Below are 15,539 nucleotides of genomic sequence, written 5' to 3'. Positions count from 1 at the left end.
CGCGTGGATCGATGGTGCGGATGCCGCGTCCTACCCGACCCGCGCGGCCTCTTCGGCCAGGCGCTCCCGGTCGGCGTCGTCGATCGAACGTAGCGAGATGCCGACCGTCTCCCGAAGGGCGATCACGGCGACGAGCGTCACCGCGGCCGAGATCGCGAGGTAGATCGCCACCGGCACCCAGCTCTCGTAGGTCGACAGCAGCATGGTCGCGATGATCGGCGCGAGCGACCCGGCGATGATCGACGTGACCTGGTAGCCGAGCGAGACGCCCGAGTAGCGCATGCGGGTCGGGAACATCTCGGCCATGATCGCCGGCTGGCTTGCGTACATGAGGGCGTGGATGATCAGGCCGACGATGAGCACGCCGACGATCAGCCAGTCGTTCTTCGTGTCGAACAGCGGGAACGCCACGAAGCCCCAGACTCCGGCGAGCACGGCACCGGTCGCGTAGACGGGCTTGCGGCCGAGCCGGTCGCTCATGCGCCCGATCACCGGGATCACGGCGAAGTGCACGACGTGCGCGAACAGGATGAGCGTGAGGATCGTCGACGTGATCATGCCGAGGTGCGCCGACATGTAGGTGATCGAGAAGGTCACCACGAGGTAGTACATGATGTTCTCGCCGAAGCGCAGCCCCATCGCGGTGAAGACGCCACGGGGGTAGCGCTTCAGCACCTCGATCACGCCGTAGTTCGTCTTCTTCGCGGTCTCGGCCTCCTTCTGCGCCTCGAGGAAGATGGGCGCGTCGGTGACCTTCGTGCGGATGTAGTAGCCGACGGCGACGATCACGACCGAGAGCCAGAAGCCGACGCGCCAGCCCCACGCGAGGAACTGCTCCTCGGTGAGCGTGCGCGAGAGGGTGAGCAGCACGACGGTGGCGAGCAGGTTGCCGGCGGGCACGGCGGCCTGCGGCCAGCTCGCCCAGAAGCCGCGCTCGCGGTCGGGCGAGTGCTCGGCCACGAGGAGCACCGCGCCGCCCCACTCGCCGCCGACCGCGAAGCCCTGGAAGAAGCGCAGGACGATGAGCAGGATCGGCGCGAGGTAGCCGATCTGGTCGAAGGTCGGCAGGCAGCCCATGAGGAAGGTGGTCACGCCGACGAGGATGATCGCCAACTGCAGGAGCCGCTTGCGACCGTACTTGTCGCCGAAGTGCCCGAACACGATGCCGCCGAGGGGGCGGGCGATGAAGCCGACCGCATAGGTGAGGAACGCCTTGATGATGTTGTCGAGCGGGTTGTCGCTCGGCGGGAAGAAGATGACGTTGAACACCAGCGTCGCCGCGGTGGCGTAGAGGAAGAACTCGTACCACTCGACGATCGTGCCGGCCATCGAGGCGGCGACGACCTTGCGCAGGCCGGTGCGGACGGGCGACCCCTGCGGGTCTGCGGATGTTGGGGACGGGCCCTGCGTCGTACGGTCGACGGCCATTGGCGACTACCTCCTTGTAGTGGCGACGCGAGGAAGGGGTGTCACGTCGCAGGCGATTCTGGCCCGGCACCTCCGCGTGCGGCAATCGCGTATCCCGCACAGCGGGTGTGCATTCCTGCAGATCGGCGGCGGCGAGCGGATGCCGCGAACGCCAGTGAGCGGATGCCGCGAGCCGACGCCGCTACGCCATGCCCTCCGCGGTCTGCTCGAGGTCGGACTTGGGCCGGTCGCGCTGGGTGGCGATCGCCGTGCCGGCCGCGCCGCAGACGATCGCGATGGCGAGTACCTCCAGCGGCGTGAACGTCTCCGATAGCACGAGCCATCCGAAGATCGCGGCGATCACGGGCCCGAAGCTCGTGATGATCGCGTAGAGGCGGGGCGTGATGCGGCGCAGGATGAACGTGTCGAGGCTGTACGGCAGCGCCGACGACAGCACCCCGACGCCGACGAGCAGCGCGGCCACGCGCCAGTCGATCACCGACGCGTCGAACGTCGCGATCGCGAACGGCAGCAGCAGCGCCAGGCTCACGATGCTCGCGACGGTGAGTCCCTCCAAGCCGGGCAGTCCGACGGCGACCCGCCGGGTCAGCACGATGTAGCCGGCCCACGCGGCCGCGGCGGTGAGGGCGAGGGCGACGCCCCACGGGTCGATGGCCGCGGCATCCGCTGACCCCGGACCGATGAGCAGCACCACGCCGGCGCCCGCGGCGAGCGCACAGGCCACGTCGAGGATGCGGCGCGAGGAGAGGAGCGCGATCGCGAGGGGGCCGAGGAACTCGATCGTCGCCGCGATGCCCAACCCGAGCCGGTGCACCGACTCGTAGAACGCGAGGTTCATGACCGCCAGCACCACGCCGAGCGCGAGCGCGGGCCAGAGGCGGCGCCACGTGAGCTCGGCGCGCTTGGGCCGGTAGAACGGAACGACGGCGACGACCATCACGATCTGGCGCGCCGCCACGACGACGAACGATCCGACGATGGGGATGAGCAGGCCGGCGAGCGACGAGCCGAAGTTGATCGAGACCTCGGTGCCGAGCTGCGTCGCAGCTCCGGCGAATCGGCGGCGGCGCAGCGCGGCATCCTGCTCGTCGAGTTCTGGGGTCACCCGTCGACGATACGCCGACTCAGCCCGCGAGCTGTTCACGGAAGGCGGCCGGGCCGCCGGGAACGGCGCGAGCGGATGCCGCGGCCGCGACGAACCCGTCGGGCCGCACGAGGTAGACGAGCGACGGGTCGAGGCGTCCGTGCGGATCGGGCGGGAACGCGTGCCACTCGAGTCCGAGCGTCTCCGCGATCGCGCGAACCTCGGGCTCGTAGACGCCGTACCCGTGCACCTGCCAGGTGAACGCCCGCAGCGGGGCGAAGTTGTCGACGTCGCCGCCCAGCCACGGCAGCCGCCGCCCGACGACGCGGTCACGGCCCGACGACGTGCGCGGCGACATCCGGTAGTGGATGCGGGTCTGCGACAGGTAGCCGAAGACGCGGCGGCCGCCGATCAGGCGCGGCAGCAGCCGCACGGCGACGGGCCCGATCACGGGCACGACGCTGCCTCGCACGAACCGCGCGAGCCGGCCGCCCGCCGTCACGACCCCGAACATGCGGTCCGTCGTGTCGACGAGGACGCGTCCGACCGGCCGGCGCTCGGCCTCGTAGCGGTCGAGGCGCGCATCGGGCATGCCGCGCAGGAGCACGTCGGCGAACGCGCAGGCCAGATTGTGGGCCTCCTGCAGTCCGGTGTTCATGCCCTGCGCTCCGACCGGCGAGTGGATGTGCGCCGCATCGCCGACGAGGAAGCACGGTCCGACCCGGAACCGCTTCGCGAGCCGGTGATGCAGCCGGTACTGCGAGAACCAGGCCGAGTCCGTGTAGGCGACGCCGAACTCCCGGCGCACCAGCCCCTTCACGGTGTCCTCGGCGAGTTCGCCGGCCGCGTCAAGGTCGCGGTCGCGCACGACGCCGAGCAGGCGCATCCGGCCCACACCCATCGGGAACCCGAGCAGGAAGTGCTCGGCCGTGATGCGGATGTTGATGGCCCCCTCGACGAGACCCGTCACGCCCGCGGCATCCGTCACGTAGAAGCTGTGCTCATTGGTCACGCCCTCGAACGGCACGCCGAGCGTCTCGCGCACCGGCGAGTGCGCGCCGTCGGCCCCCACGCAGTAGCGGGCGCGCACCGTGACCGGCCCGTCGGGGCCGTCGAGGGTCGCGACGACGGATGCCGCGCCGGCGCGTTCGCCGTCACCTGCGTCGCCCTCGGCCACGACGTCGAGCCGCGCGAGCCGGTGGCCCCAGCGCACCTCCCGGCCGAGGTCGGCGAGCGCGTCGACGAGCATCCGCTCGTTGCGGCTCTGCTCGAAGACCGTGACCTCCAGGTAGGGGCTCACGCCCTCGCCGATCCCGCGCAGCTCGACCCGCCCGAACGGGCGGCTGCCCGCACCAGGCACGACCGCGGTGGCCGGCGACCGCTCGGCGAGCACCCGGTCGACGAGGCCGAGTTGGTCGTAGAGCTCCATGGTGCGCGCCTGCACGGCGAGCGCCCGCGACTCGCGCGTCGGCCCCGACTTGCCGTCGACGATGATCGCGTCGACGCCGAGCTGTGCGAGCACCACCGCGAGCATGAGGCCGCTCGGCCCGGCGCCCACGATGAGCACGTCGGCCTGGAGTTCCGCCCTCGCAGCCATGCCTCCACTGTGGCACCGGCGCGGCATCCGATGCCAGACTCGGACGATGACGGCGGATCGATCCGAGCAGCCCGCGAAGCCCGGCGCCGCCACGCCCGCCGAGCAACCCGCCGAGAGCCTCGTCACCGTGATCGTGGCCCTCGTCGTGAACGCGCTCATCGCGGCCGCGAAGTCGTTCGCGGCCGTCATCACGGGGTCGGCGTCGATGGTCGCCGAGGCCGCGCACTCGTGGGCCGACACCGGCAACGAAGTGCTCCTCGTCATCGCCGAGCGCCGATCGCGTCGACCGGCCGACGCGCGGCATCCGCTCGGCTTCGGCAAGGACGCCTACATCTGGTCGATGTTCGCGGCCTTCGGGCTGTTCACCGCGGGGGCCGTCGTCTCGATCCAGCACGGCATCTCCGAGCTCGTCGACCCCGAGCCGGCGAGCGACTACGGCGTCGCCTACACGGTGCTCGGCATCTCGTTCGTGCTCGAGGGCATCTCGTTCATCCGCGCCTTCCGGCAGGCGCGCACCGACGCCCGGCGACGCGACGTCGCCACCCTCGAGCACGTGGCCCGCAGCTCGAACCCGACCCTGCGCGCCGTCTTCGCCGAGGACGCGGCGGCCCTCATCGGCCTGGTCATCGCGTTCTTCGGCGTCGGCCTGCACCAGCTCACGGGCTCACCGGTCTACGACGCGATCGGCTCGCTCCTCGTGGGCGTGCTGCTCGGCATCGTCGCCGTGGTGCTCATCGCCCGCAACCGGGCCTTCCTCCTCGGCGAGGCGGTCGACGACGCGCTGCGCGACGCCGTGCGCGACGAGATCCTCGAGTCGCCCGAGATCGAACGGGTCGGGTTCCTGCACATGGAGTTCATCGGCCCCGGAACGGTGCTGCTGGTCGCGTCGGTCGACCTCGTCGACGATCGCAGCGAGGCGGATGCCGCACGCGAGCTGCGCCGGCTCGAATCGGAGCTCGTCCGGCGGCCGCACGTGGGCCGCGCCTTCCTGACGCTCGCCGCCCCCGAGGACGCATGACTCACGCGAACTGGATGATGCCGCCCGTGGCATCCGCTCGCTATGGTGGGCACGAGCGCGGGTCGGGGCGACCTGCTGATCGGAGTCCTCATGTGGTGGACCAAGAAGAAGACGCCGTCGCCTGAGGAGGCCGATGCGGCGGCCGACGCGGCGGAGGTCGCAGCCGCACAGGCTGCGGCCGAGTCGCTCGCGGCGACCTCGAAGCACCGCAACGCGTTCATCCTCATGGGCATCGGGGGCGCCGCCCTCGCGACCTTCGGCATCGCCGCGATCTCGGGCATCTTCGGCCCGGTCTTCTTCGCCCTCGTGCTCACGATCTGCGTACACCCGCTGCGGGTCTGGCTCGAGAAGCGCGGCGTGCCGCGCGGCATCGCCACCGGATCGGTGATCACCGCCGTGACCTTGCTGCTGCTCGCCTTCGGGTACCTCGTCCTCGTCGCGTTCGGTCAGTTCGCCGAGCTGCTGCCGCAGTTCAAGCCGCAGATCTCGGCGTTCGGCCAGAACGTCGCCGCATGGCTCTCCTCCATCGGCATCACCTCCACCGAGATCAGCGACGTGGCCAAGGGGTTCGATCCGGCGTCACTTCTCGGATTCGTCGGCGGGCTGGTCGGCGGGCTCACGGGCTGGATCACCCTCCTCGTCATCCTCTTCACGATGCTGCTGCTCATGGCCATGGACGCCGGGTTCGTGCCGACCGTGCTGCGGGAGCTCTACACCGTGCGGCCGCTCGTGGCGGTCTCACTGGTGAGCTACGGCAGCAACGTGCGGCGGTACATGGTCGTCACGACGGTGCTCGGCATCGCGCAGGGCATCGTGAACTGGATCGCGCTGCTCATCCTGCAGGTGCCCGGCGCGTTCATCTGGGGACTCCTCGCGTTCGTCTGCTCGTTCATCCCGAACATCGGCTACTTCATCGCGATCGTTCCGCCGATCATCTTCGGCGCGCTCGTGGGCGGCTGGCCGACCGTCATCGCCGTGATCGTGGTCTACGGCGTCATCAACGCCGTCATCCAGTCGGTGATCCAGCCGCGCGTGGTCGGCAAGGCCGTGAACCTCAGCCAGACCATCACGTTCTTCTCGGTGCTGTTCTGGGCGGTGGTCATCGGGCCGATCGGGGCGATCCTCGCGATTCCGCTCACCCTGATCGTGCGCCTGGTCCTGGTCGACACGAACCCCGCGATGAACTGGATCCGCCCGATGCTCGGTGAGCTCGACCAGACGCGGGAGATCATGGCCAAGTTCGACGCCGACGCGAAGGCCGCGCGCAAGGCGCGGAGGGCAGCCAAGCGCACGGCCGGCGGCGCCGATTCCGCGACGACGGGCGCACCCGCCTAGCCGAGTCGGAGCAGCTCGGGCGTCGGTGCCGCCCGAGCGACTACAGCAGGATGTCGGCCGGCTCCTCGATGCGCCGCCACTCGAGCGCGGAGACTGCCTTGGGCATGCGGTCGGCGGCGATGAGGTCGGGCATGACCAGCCCGGTGGCGGCGGCGATGTCGGCGATCGGCACCTGGAAGGTGCGGAACGGGCCCAGGGGCGGCGCCTCCCCCGGAGCGGGCTCGCGCACCGCGCCGGCGTCCACCAGCGACGCCTGATCGACGACGAACCCGACGGCGGCGAGGCTGCCGCCGTCGCTCGTACCGGTCGCGTCGCCGTTGCTGTTCCACGCGGCGATCTTCCAGAACCGCAGGGGTACGCGGATGCCACGGTACGACGGGTCGCCGTCGCCCAGCACCGGCGCGGTGAAGACGCTGAGCCGCTGTCGGTACGCCCGCGCGTGCTCGAGCACGTGGTCCTCGAGGCCGAGCCACAGCTCCTTCGACTGGTTGAAGCCCGACGCCTGCGGCGCCGCGTTCGTGTAGCGGAACGTGTCGGAGTTGGCGCGCGCAGCCACCTCGGGCGGCCCCCACACCGRGTCGCGGCGGCGCACCAGGTGGCCGCGGTCCAGGTCGTTGTCGGCATAAACGAGCGGGCCGGCCTGCCAGTCGGTGGGGATGCGGTCGTCGAACTGCCACCGGTCGCCCCGCTCCAGCTCGACGAGCGCGGCGCCGTCGACGTTGACCCCGGTGACCCGCGCGAGCCGCCGCACGGTGTCGAGCACCACGGTGAAGTGCACCGAGTCGAGTTCGACGGATGCCGCGGCATCCGCTTCGGACACTCGCGGCAACGGAGCCGCCACCCCCAGGAATTGCGCGTCGAAGCCCATGCGACCACTCGACCATGGGCCGCTGACAATCCGGCGGGAGTTCACGCGCCGGCTGTGGACGCCGCCCGCGCGGCGACACGAGAATGGGCGAGCGGGCGATGGCCGCCCGCGAAGAGGGGATGCGCAGATGTCGGAATCGACGCCGAACAGCCACGACCAGGGGAACTCGAGCGGCGGGGGCTTCCCGTTCGAGGACCGACGCGACTTCGAGGATGCGGAGCGCGGGTTCATCGCCACGATCGAGCCCCGCGTGATCCGCGGCGCCGCCGGCAACGTGGTCTACGACATCGACGAGTTCGGGTTCCTCGACGCCGAGGGATCGCCGACGGTGCATCCGAGCCTCTGGCGACAGTCGCAGCTGGTGCAGAAGCACGGTCTGTTCGAGGTGGTCGGGGGCATCTACCAGGTCCGCAACTTCGACCTGTCGAACATCACGTTCGTCGAGGGCGACACGGGCGTCATCGTGATCGACCCGCTCATCTCCGCCGAGACGGCCGCGGCGGCGCTCGCCCTGTATCGCGAGCACCGCGGCGAGAAGCCCGTGGTCGCCGTGATCTACACGCACTCGCACATCGACCACTTCGGCGGCGTCAAGGGCGTCGTCTCGCAGGAGGAGGTCGACGCGGGCGTGCCGGTGATCGCACCCGCCGGATTCCTCGAGCACGCCATCTCCGAGAACGTCTACGCCGGCACGGCCATGGGCCGCCGCGCCGCGTACATGTACGGCGCGGCCCTCCCGCGCGGCGAGCGCGGCAGCGTGGGCGTCGGCCTCGGGCAGTCGACGTCGAACGGCACGGTCACGCTCATCGCGCCCACCGTGTACGTGACGCGAACCGGCGAGGAGCACACCATCGACGGCGTTCGCATCGTCTTCCAGATGGCGCCGGGCACCGAGGCGCCCTCCGAGATGCACTTCTACTTCCCCGATCGCAGGGCGCTCTGCATGGCCGAGAACGCCACGCACACGCTGCACAACCTGCTCACGCTCCGAGGCGCCGTGGTGCGCGACCCGCACGCGTGGGCCGGCTACCTCACCGAGGCGATCGAGACCTTCGCGGGCGAGGCCGAGGTCGCGTTCGCGTCGCACCACTGGCCGACCTGGGGCACCGAGCACATCGCCGAGTTCCTCTCCACCCAGCGGGACCTCTACGCCTACCTGCACGACCAGACGCTGCGGCTCCTCAACCAGGGCTACACCGGCACCGAGATCGCCGAGATGATCGAGCTGCCGCCGGCCATCGAGGCAGCCTGGAACACCCACGGCTACTACGGCTCGGTGAGCCACAACGTGAAGGCGATCTACCAGCGGTACATGGGCTGGTACGACGGCAACCCGTCGCACCTCTGGCAGCACACGCCGGTCGAGGCGGGCACACGGTACGTCGAGTTCATGGGCGGCGCGGACGCGGTCGTCGAGAAGGCACGGGGCTCCTTCGAGTCCGGCGACCTTCGGTGGGCGGCCCAGGTGCTCGACCACGTCGTGTTCGCGCAGCCCGATCATGAGGGCGCGAAGGCGCTGCTCTCGGAGGTGCTCGAGCAACTCGGCTTCGGCAGCGAGAACGGCACGTGGCGAGCGGCATTCCTGTCGGGTTCGCTGGAGCTGCGGGGGGCGGCGTTCGGCACGCCCACGAACCCCGCGGCCGCCGACCTCCTCGCCCAGCTCACCCCGCAGCTCTTCTTCGATGCGATCGCGGTGCAGGTCGACGGGCCGAAGGCGTGGGACCTCGACCTCGCGACGAGGTGGACCTTCCCCGACCACGACGGCGAGACCTACCGGGTGACGTTGCGGAACGGCGTGCTCACCGCCGCCCGCGACGGCAAGGGCGACGTCTCGCTCACGGTGACCGTGCCGAAGTCGGCCCTCGGCGGCCTCGCGACGGGAGACGTGCAGGCGGCGATGGCCGGCGGCCTCGTGCTCGACGGCGACGCGAGCGTGCTGCAGTCGGTGCTGGGCGTGCTCGACCCGGGCGACCCGGGCTTCAACATCGTCACCCCCTGACGGGCTCGGCCCGGGCCTGACGGACTCGGGCCCGAGCAGGGCCGAACGGATGCCGCGGCTGCGCGCCGCGGCATCCGTCCGCCTGCTCAGAGCAGGATGTCAGCGGCGGTCGTGAGTTCGCGCATGGCCGGCACGCCGCGGGGCAGGCTCTCGGTGGCGACGAGCTCGGGCATGGTCAGTCCGGTGAGCTCGGCGATGGCCGCGACGCGCACCTGGAACGTGCGGAACGGCCCGAGCGGCGGCGGAGCGGCGAGCTCCCGCGGCAGGAGGTCGACGTCGACGAGGGGCGACTGGTCGACGAGGAAGCCGGTCGTCGCGAGCGCATCGCCCGTGCTCCACGCGGCGACCTTCCAGAAGCGGAGGGGGATCCGGATGCCGCGATACGGCGGATCGTCGTCGGCGAGCACCGGGCCCGTGAACACGCTGAGCTTCAGCTGGTGCGCTCGCGCGTGCTCGAGGACGTGGTCCTCGAGTCCGACCCACAGCTCGTGCCCCTGGTTGAAGTCCGACGCCTGCGGGGCGGCGTTGGTGAAGTGGAACGTGGCGTCGTTCGCGCGGGCGGCCACCTCGGGATCGCCCCAGACGGGGTCGTTGCGCCGCACGAGGTGGCCCCGGTCGAGGTCGTTGTCGGCGTAGACCTCGGGGCCGGCCTGCAGCTCCTCGGGGATCCGCTCGTCGAACACCCAGCGGTCGCCGCGCGGCACCTTCGCGAGGCGCGCGCCGTCGATGTTCACCGCGGTCACGGCCGCGAGCCGCCGGGTCGTGTCGAGCACCACGGTGAAGTGCTCGTAGGCGAGTTCGACGGATGCCGCGGCCTGCACGTCGCCGAGACGCGGCATGTCGGCCGGCACGCCCAGGAACGCCGCGTCGAAGCCGGTCGCCGTCGCCGCCGCGACCGGGGCGTTCGGGATCACGGGATCGGGGTTCATGGCGTCCTCCTCGTTCACCCTCCGTTCGTGAGGGTTCCTCGCTCCCGGTATACGCTCCCGGAGGGCGCGCTGCATCAGGGACCGCCCCGAGCCGCAGGACAGCCCTGAAGGATCAATCGATGGCTTCCTGCGTTACGGGTCGCTTCCGCGCACGAGTTGTGCGCTCATGGTCGGTTTCATTGCGCGATTTTGCGAAACAGCCTCGTCGTGTGCAACGCTTTTCAGCGGCCTCGTCGTGCCCATTCTCCGAGAGGAACCCCTCACCATGACCGTAGACCTGCCCGAGGCGCGCATGCACGCGACCTCCGAGGAGACCACTCGCCTCGTCGACCTCGTGCTCGACTACTCCCGCCGGCGCATGCTCGCCACCGACACCCCGCTCGACAAGCCGATCTCCGCCTTCGAGCTCAACCGGCTCGCCGGCCGCACCATCGACGAGCACGGCATCGGCGCGGCCCGGGCCCTGTCGCTGTTCGAGCACGTGCTGGCGCCGGCCTGCATCACCACCGATCACCCCGGCTACCTGTCGTTCATCCCGACCGCCCCGACGAAGGCGGCCATCGCGTTCGACCTCGTCGTGTCGGCCAGCGCCCTCTACGGCGGCTCCTGGCTCGAGGGCGCCGGGGCCGTGCACGCCGAGAACGAGGTCCTCGCCTGGCTCGCGAACGAGTTCGGGCTCCCGGCCACCGCCGGCGGCGTCTTCGTGCAGGGCGGCACCCTCGGCAACCTCTCGGCGCTCGTCGCCGCGCGTGAGCACGCGCGGCTCGCCGCGCACGACGCCGGCGCGGAGATGCCCTCGCGGTGGAAGGTCGTGTGCAGCGCCGAGGCGCACTCCTCCATCGCCTCGGCCGCCCGGGTCATGGACGTCGACGTCGTGCCGGTGCGCCCGGGCGACGACGGGATGCTGCGGGGCGACGCCGTGCGTGCCGCACTCGAAGAGCACGGGGCATCCGTCTTCGCCGTGGTCGCCACCGCCGGCTCCACGAACTTCGGCATCGTCGACGACGTGGCGTCGATCGCAGCGCTCAAGCGGGACTTCGAGTTCTGGCTGCACGTCGACGGCGCCTACGGCCTCGCCGCCATGCTGTCGCCGCTCGCGCGGCACCGGTTCGCGGGCGTCGAGCACGCGGACTCGGTCATCGTCGATCCGCACAAGTGGCTCTTCGCCCCGTTCGACGCGTGCGCCCTCATCTACCGCGATCCCGAGACCGGTCGCCGCGCGCACACACAGCATGCCGAGTACCTCGACACCCTCACCGAGACCAGCGAGTGGAGCCCGTCCGACTACGCGGCGCACCTCACCCGCCGCGCCCGCGGCCTGCCGCTGTGGTTCTCGCTCGCCACGCACGGCGGCAGCGCCTACCGCGAGGCGATCTCGAGCTCGATCCAGCTGGCCCAGGACATCGCCCGCGAGATCGAGTCGCGAGATGAGCTTCGCCTCGTGCGCGACCCGCAGCTGTCCGTCGTGGTCTTCGAGCGCGAGGGCTGGTCGAAGGCGGACTACGACGCGTGGTCGGCCCGCCTCCTCGACGAGCAGCGCGCCTTCGTCACGCCGAGCTCGCACGGCGGCCGGCCGAACACCCGCTTCGCGATCGTGAACCCGACGACCACGTTCGAGCGGCTCGTGGAGATCCTCGACTCGATGGCCTGAACCGCGGAACGCTCCGGGCACTGGGCGCCGCCGGGCGGTCCCCGGCGCTTGCCGCCGGCGCCGCCGACGACGAGACTGGCGGCGAGCCAGGTCGGCAGCGCCCCCGGCTGACGGTCGCTGCCGAGGGGCGGAGGACCGATGAACGCGTCACAGCCCATGTCGGGTCGGATCGTCGTGGTCACCGGCGCGACCGGCGGGATCGGGAAGGCCACCGCGGCGGGCCTCGCCGAACTCGGGGCTCGGGTCGGCATCGTCGGGAGGAGTCCCGAACGGCTCGCGGCGACCGCCGCCGAACTGGGCGGCCGCGCCGGCTCCGGCGGCCCGATCGACGTGTTCGCGGCCGACCTGTCGTCGCAGGAGCAGGTGCGACGACTGGCCGCCGAACTCGAGGAGCGCTACCCGCGCATCGACGCGCTGGTCAACAACGTCGGGGGGTTCTGGGCCCACCGCCATGTCACGGTCGACGGGCTCGAGCTGACCTTCGCCCTGAACCACCTCGCACCGTTCCTGCTCACGGGACTGCTCATCGACCGGATGCGGGCGCACGGCGATGCCCGCGTCGTCGCCGTGGCGTCGAGCGCGGAGTCGCTCGGCCGGATCGACTTCGACGACCTCCAGGGCACGCAACGCTACTCCGGCCAGCGGGCGTACAACCAGGCCAAGCTCGCCGACCTGCTGTTCACCTTCGAGCTGGCGCGTCGGCTTCGCGGGACCACCGTCACCGCGAACGCCGTGCACCCGGGCGTGACCCGCACGGCCTTCGGCGCCGAGGACCAGGCACGGCTCTACGCCTCGATGGGCGGCCTCGCGCGCCCGTTCATGCGCTCCCCCGAACGCGGCGCCGACACGGTCGTCTGGGCGGCCTCGGCGCCCGAGCTCGATGCCGTCAGCGGGCAGTACTTCCATGATCGTCGCGTGAAGCGCCCGTCGTCGCGTTCACTCGACGAGACCACCGCGAAGCGGCTCTGGCGGGTCAGCGAGGAGCACGTCGGCCTCACCTGGTGAACCGGGACGACCCCCGACGGATGCCGCGAGCCGGCGTGCTTCGCGAGCCCGCGGCATCCGGCCACCTGTTCGGAACCCCTTGCGGTCGACCGTGATCGTGTGAGAGTTTCGAGGCGATGTTGACGTCAACATCCTGAGCCTGCGGCGCATCGACGCGTCGCGGATGATTGGAGACCGATGAGAAACGCACTCGGGATCGCCCTCGGGGCGGCCCTGCTGCTGGCTGGAGCGACGCCGCTCCCGGCCCTCGCCGCTCCCTCTACCGGCCCTACCGGTACGAGTGAGTTCCGCGGGGTCAACTGGGCCGATCCACGCGACAACTACGCCGACGACGAGGTCGTGCCCTCGGGGCTGAGCACCGACGACGACTACCGCACCACGTACCGCAAGGCGTCCGACCTCGTGCTCGAGTTCCGGCACGAGGTGGGCGCCAACACGGTGCGGCTGCCCATCAACCCGTCGAGTGTGGGGACCGACTGGTGGGAGTCCTACCAGGGCGCCATCGATGCGGCGACGCGGCACGGCTTCAAGGTGATCCTCAGCTACTGGGAGGGCGACGACGCGAAGGACGGCCGCGTCGACGACCAGGCCGCGTTCGACGCCATGTGGGACACCGTGGTCGACGAGTACGGCAAGAACCCGCACGTGTACTACGAGCCCATGAACGAGCCGTTCGGCTACACGCTCGACGAGTGGGTGTCGCTCACCTCGGGCTGGCTCGACGACCACTCCGACGTGCCGCGCAAGCGCGTCATCATCTCGGGCACGGGCTACAACGACGACGTCACGGGCGTCGGTGCGGCCGAGGAGCTCGACGGCACGCTGCTGTCGCTGCACTTCTACGGGTTCTGGGCCGACCACACCACCGAGGAGGAGTGGAAGGCGAACCTGCTGCCGCGCATCGGCGAGTACGGCTGGCGCACCGTTGTCTCCGAGGCGGGATCGCCCATGACCACGGGCCTCAACTACGGCAACCACGAGGGCGACGTCTACACGTCGTACCTCGGTGCGCTCACGGAGGTGGCCAGAGACCAGGGCATCGGCATCGTCTACTGGCCCGGCCTGCGCACGAACGACGCCTACACGCTCACCGAGCTCGTCGGCGACGGCGACCTCGAGGTGACGAACGAGTCGGGGCTCGCCCAACTGCAGTGGGGCTGGGGACTCCTCAAGCAGGAGCAGCTCAACGACCGGCCGCCGGCCCCTCCCGGCGAGCCGCTCGTGAGCGTGCGCCACGCCGTCTGCGTCGACGTGCCCGGCTTCTCGACCACGGCGGGCACGACGCTGGGCCTCTGGTACTGCAACGGCGGCGGCAACCAGTCGTTCGACTGGACGGCCGAGCAGGAGCTCGCGATCTACGGCGACATGTGCGTCGAGCCGGTGGGCGGCGCCGTCGTCGGCAGCGCCGTGATGATCGCCGACTGCAACGGGGCCGTGGAGCAGAAGTGGCAGCTCAACGCCGATCAGACGATCAGCAGCGTCGCGGATGCCTCGCTGTGCCTGGCCACTCCCGAGAGCGAGTGGGGCGTGGCGCTCGCATCGTGCGACGCGTCGTCGACCGCCCAGCAGTGGACGCGCGGGTAGCGCTCGAGGCTGCGGACAAGTCAGGGCGCGCCCGTCTCCATGCGGAGGCGGGCGCGTTCGCGCGTGCCCGGCGCACGCCAACATCGACATTGAACTTTCCGGTTCAGTGACGTACACTGAACCACATGGTTCAGCAACAGGCACTCGACCGGGCGTTTGGCGCCCTAGCCGACGAGACACGCCGCGGCATCCTGACCCGGCTCGGCGACGGGCCGGCAACGATCACCGAGCTCGCCACGCCCGCGGACATGACGCTCACCGGCATCCGGAAGCATGTCGACGTGCTCGAGGCCGCTGGGCTCGTCACCACCGAGAAGGTCGGCCGCGTGCGGCAGGTCCGTCTCGGCACCGAACGGTTGGACGACGCGATGGCATGGATCAGCTTCTACCAGCGGCTCTGGGAACGGCGGCTCGACGGGCTCGAGGCCTACTTCACGTTGCGCAATGGCGCATCCGACAGAACGAAGGGAACGGAATCATGACGGAACTGGACACGAGCGAGTCCATCGGCCTGCGGATGACGCGGCAGCTGCCCGCGACACCCGAGGAGGTGTTCGACGCCTACACCGACGCCGAGCAGCAGAAGATCTGGTTCTCCATCCTCGACGAGGAGCCGGGCATCGTGGAGATCGAGGTCGACCTACGGGTCGGCGGCACGCAGAAGGCCGTGTGGGGCCCCGATCGCGACACGCTCTTCACCGAGGTGCAGACCTTCCTCGAGATCGACCGGCCGCACCGGCTCGTCACCGAGTCGACGGGCAACGACCCGAGCGGACAGACCATGACGACGCACGTGGTCGTGACGTTCGAACCGCACGACGGGGGCACGCTGGTGACGGTCGAGCAGACCGGTTTCCCCACGCCCGAGATGCGCGACTTCTTCGAGACCATGGCCTGGGTCGGCGCGTTCGACCGCATCGAGGCGTACCTCACCCGGCGCTMGGCGCCGGGGCGCCGGGGCGCCGGTCGCCGAGGCGCCGGGGCGCCGGGGCGCCGGTCGCCGAGATGACGCGAATCGACCTTTCCGAGCGTGCGGAAGGT

General features: G+C 70.7%; 13 protein-coding genes. 8 read left to right on the top strand and 5 right to left on the bottom strand.

Annotated elements, in window-relative coordinates; translation table 11 throughout:
* Positions 1–30 precede the first annotated feature (30 nt).
* From AC1DY2_RS05115 to AC1DY2_RS05105, 3 genes are all read right to left on the bottom strand, one after another.
* On the bottom strand, positions 31–1,428 hold the full coding sequence (locus AC1DY2_RS05115) for an MFS transporter (protein ID WP_476761428.1): 1,398 nt from the start codon (positions 1,426–1,428) through the stop codon (positions 31–33).
* A 181-nt stretch (positions 1,429–1,609) separates the two neighbouring features.
* Positions 1,610–2,533, bottom strand: a complete 924-nt coding sequence (locus AC1DY2_RS05110) for an EamA family transporter (RefSeq protein WP_476761427.1) — start codon at positions 2,531–2,533, stop codon at positions 1,610–1,612.
* A 19-nt stretch (positions 2,534–2,552) separates the two neighbouring features.
* Positions 2,553–4,109, bottom strand: a complete 1,557-nt coding sequence (locus AC1DY2_RS05105) for an FAD-dependent monooxygenase (RefSeq protein ID WP_476761426.1) — start codon at positions 4,107–4,109, stop codon at positions 2,553–2,555.
* A 46-nt stretch (positions 4,110–4,155) separates the two neighbouring features.
* On the opposite strand from AC1DY2_RS05105, the gene AC1DY2_RS05100 reads away from it, so the two are divergent.
* Both AC1DY2_RS05100 and AC1DY2_RS05095 read left to right on the top strand, forming a co-directional pair.
* A complete protein-coding gene (locus AC1DY2_RS05100; protein ID WP_476761425.1) occupies positions 4,156–5,127 on the top strand; it encodes a cation diffusion facilitator family transporter in 972 nt (323 codons plus the stop codon).
* Positions 5,128–5,169: 42 nt separating this feature from the next.
* Positions 5,170–6,462, top strand: coding sequence for an AI-2E family transporter (locus AC1DY2_RS05095; RefSeq protein ID WP_476761424.1), 1,293 nt, complete (start codon positions 5,170–5,172; stop codon positions 6,460–6,462).
* 40 nt (positions 6,463–6,502) lie between these two features.
* On the opposite strand, the gene AC1DY2_RS05090 is transcribed toward AC1DY2_RS05095, so the two are convergent.
* Positions 6,503–7,330: a DNA/RNA non-specific endonuclease gene (locus AC1DY2_RS05090; RefSeq protein ID WP_476761423.1), complete on the bottom strand. Its 828-nt coding sequence runs from the start codon at positions 7,328–7,330 to the stop codon at positions 6,503–6,505.
* A gap of 127 nt (positions 7,331–7,457) precedes the next feature.
* Here AC1DY2_RS05090 and AC1DY2_RS05085 point away from each other — a divergent pair, with 127 nt between their 5' ends.
* On the top strand, positions 7,458–9,329 hold the full coding sequence (locus tag AC1DY2_RS05085; RefSeq protein WP_476761422.1) for an alkyl/aryl-sulfatase: 1,872 nt from the start codon (positions 7,458–7,460) through the stop codon (positions 9,327–9,329).
* 86 nt (positions 9,330–9,415) lie between these two features.
* Here the strand turns inward: AC1DY2_RS05085 and AC1DY2_RS05080 are convergent, their stop codons facing one another.
* On the bottom strand, positions 9,416–10,258 hold the full coding sequence (locus tag AC1DY2_RS05080) for a DNA/RNA non-specific endonuclease (protein WP_476761421.1): 843 nt from the start codon (positions 10,256–10,258) through the stop codon (positions 9,416–9,418).
* A gap of 265 nt (positions 10,259–10,523) precedes the next feature.
* Between AC1DY2_RS05080 and AC1DY2_RS05075 the strand changes: the two genes are divergently transcribed.
* The 5 genes from AC1DY2_RS05075 (at position 10,524) to AC1DY2_RS05055 (ending at position 15,507) form a co-directional block, all read left to right on the top strand.
* The gene (locus tag AC1DY2_RS05075; RefSeq protein WP_476761420.1) at positions 10,524–11,909 is read left to right on the top strand and encodes a pyridoxal phosphate-dependent decarboxylase family protein; all 1,386 of its coding nucleotides are present in this window, start codon (positions 10,524–10,526) and stop codon (positions 11,907–11,909) included.
* A gap of 138 nt (positions 11,910–12,047) precedes the next feature.
* Positions 12,048–12,914, top strand: coding sequence for an SDR family oxidoreductase (locus AC1DY2_RS05070; RefSeq protein ID WP_476761419.1), 867 nt, complete (start codon positions 12,048–12,050; stop codon positions 12,912–12,914).
* Between the two features lie 177 nt (positions 12,915–13,091).
* Positions 13,092–14,498 (top strand): ricin-type beta-trefoil lectin domain protein, encoded by a 1,407-nt coding sequence (locus AC1DY2_RS05065; RefSeq protein ID WP_476761418.1) that lies wholly within the window; start codon positions 13,092–13,094, stop codon positions 14,496–14,498.
* 125 nt (positions 14,499–14,623) lie between these two features.
* Positions 14,624–14,980, top strand: coding sequence for an ArsR/SmtB family transcription factor (locus AC1DY2_RS05060; protein WP_476761417.1), 357 nt, complete (start codon positions 14,624–14,626; stop codon positions 14,978–14,980).
* Positions 14,977–15,507, top strand: a complete 531-nt coding sequence (locus AC1DY2_RS05055; RefSeq protein ID WP_476761416.1) for an SRPBCC family protein — start codon at positions 14,977–14,979, stop codon at positions 15,505–15,507. Before AC1DY2_RS05060 ends, AC1DY2_RS05055 begins: the two co-directional genes overlap by 4 nt.
* Positions 15,508–15,539 lie beyond the last annotated feature (32 nt).

Source organism: Agromyces sp. P1_H4 (assembly GCF_056405255.1).
The sequence above is the reverse complement of the archived record's forward strand: the minus strand, read 5'-3'. Positions and strand labels throughout refer to the sequence as shown.

Coding starts and splice junctions, on each gene's coding strand:
- AC1DY2_RS05115 (WP_476761428.1), bottom strand. CDS start 1,428: ATGGCCGTCGACCGTACGACGCAGGGCCCGTCCCCAACATCCGCAGAC.
- AC1DY2_RS05105 (WP_476761426.1), bottom strand. CDS start 4,109: ATGGCTGCGAGGGCGGAACTCCAGGCCGACGTGCTCATCGTGGGCGCC.
- AC1DY2_RS05100 (WP_476761425.1), top strand. CDS start 4,156: ATGACGGCGGATCGATCCGAGCAGCCCGCGAAGCCCGGCGCCGCCACG.
- AC1DY2_RS05095 (WP_476761424.1), top strand. CDS start 5,170: ATGGTGGGCACGAGCGCGGGTCGGGGCGACCTGCTGATCGGAGTCCTC.
- AC1DY2_RS05085 (WP_476761422.1), top strand. CDS start 7,458: ATGTCGGAATCGACGCCGAACAGCCACGACCAGGGGAACTCGAGCGGC.
- AC1DY2_RS05080 (WP_476761421.1), bottom strand. CDS start 10,258: ATGAACCCCGATCCCGTGATCCCGAACGCCCCGGTCGCGGCGGCGACG.
- AC1DY2_RS05075 (WP_476761420.1), top strand. CDS start 10,524: ATGACCGTAGACCTGCCCGAGGCGCGCATGCACGCGACCTCCGAGGAG.
- AC1DY2_RS05070 (WP_476761419.1), top strand. CDS start 12,048: ATGAACGCGTCACAGCCCATGTCGGGTCGGATCGTCGTGGTCACCGGC.
- AC1DY2_RS05065 (WP_476761418.1), top strand. CDS start 13,092: ATGAGAAACGCACTCGGGATCGCCCTCGGGGCGGCCCTGCTGCTGGCT.
- AC1DY2_RS05060 (WP_476761417.1), top strand. CDS start 14,624: ATGGTTCAGCAACAGGCACTCGACCGGGCGTTTGGCGCCCTAGCCGAC.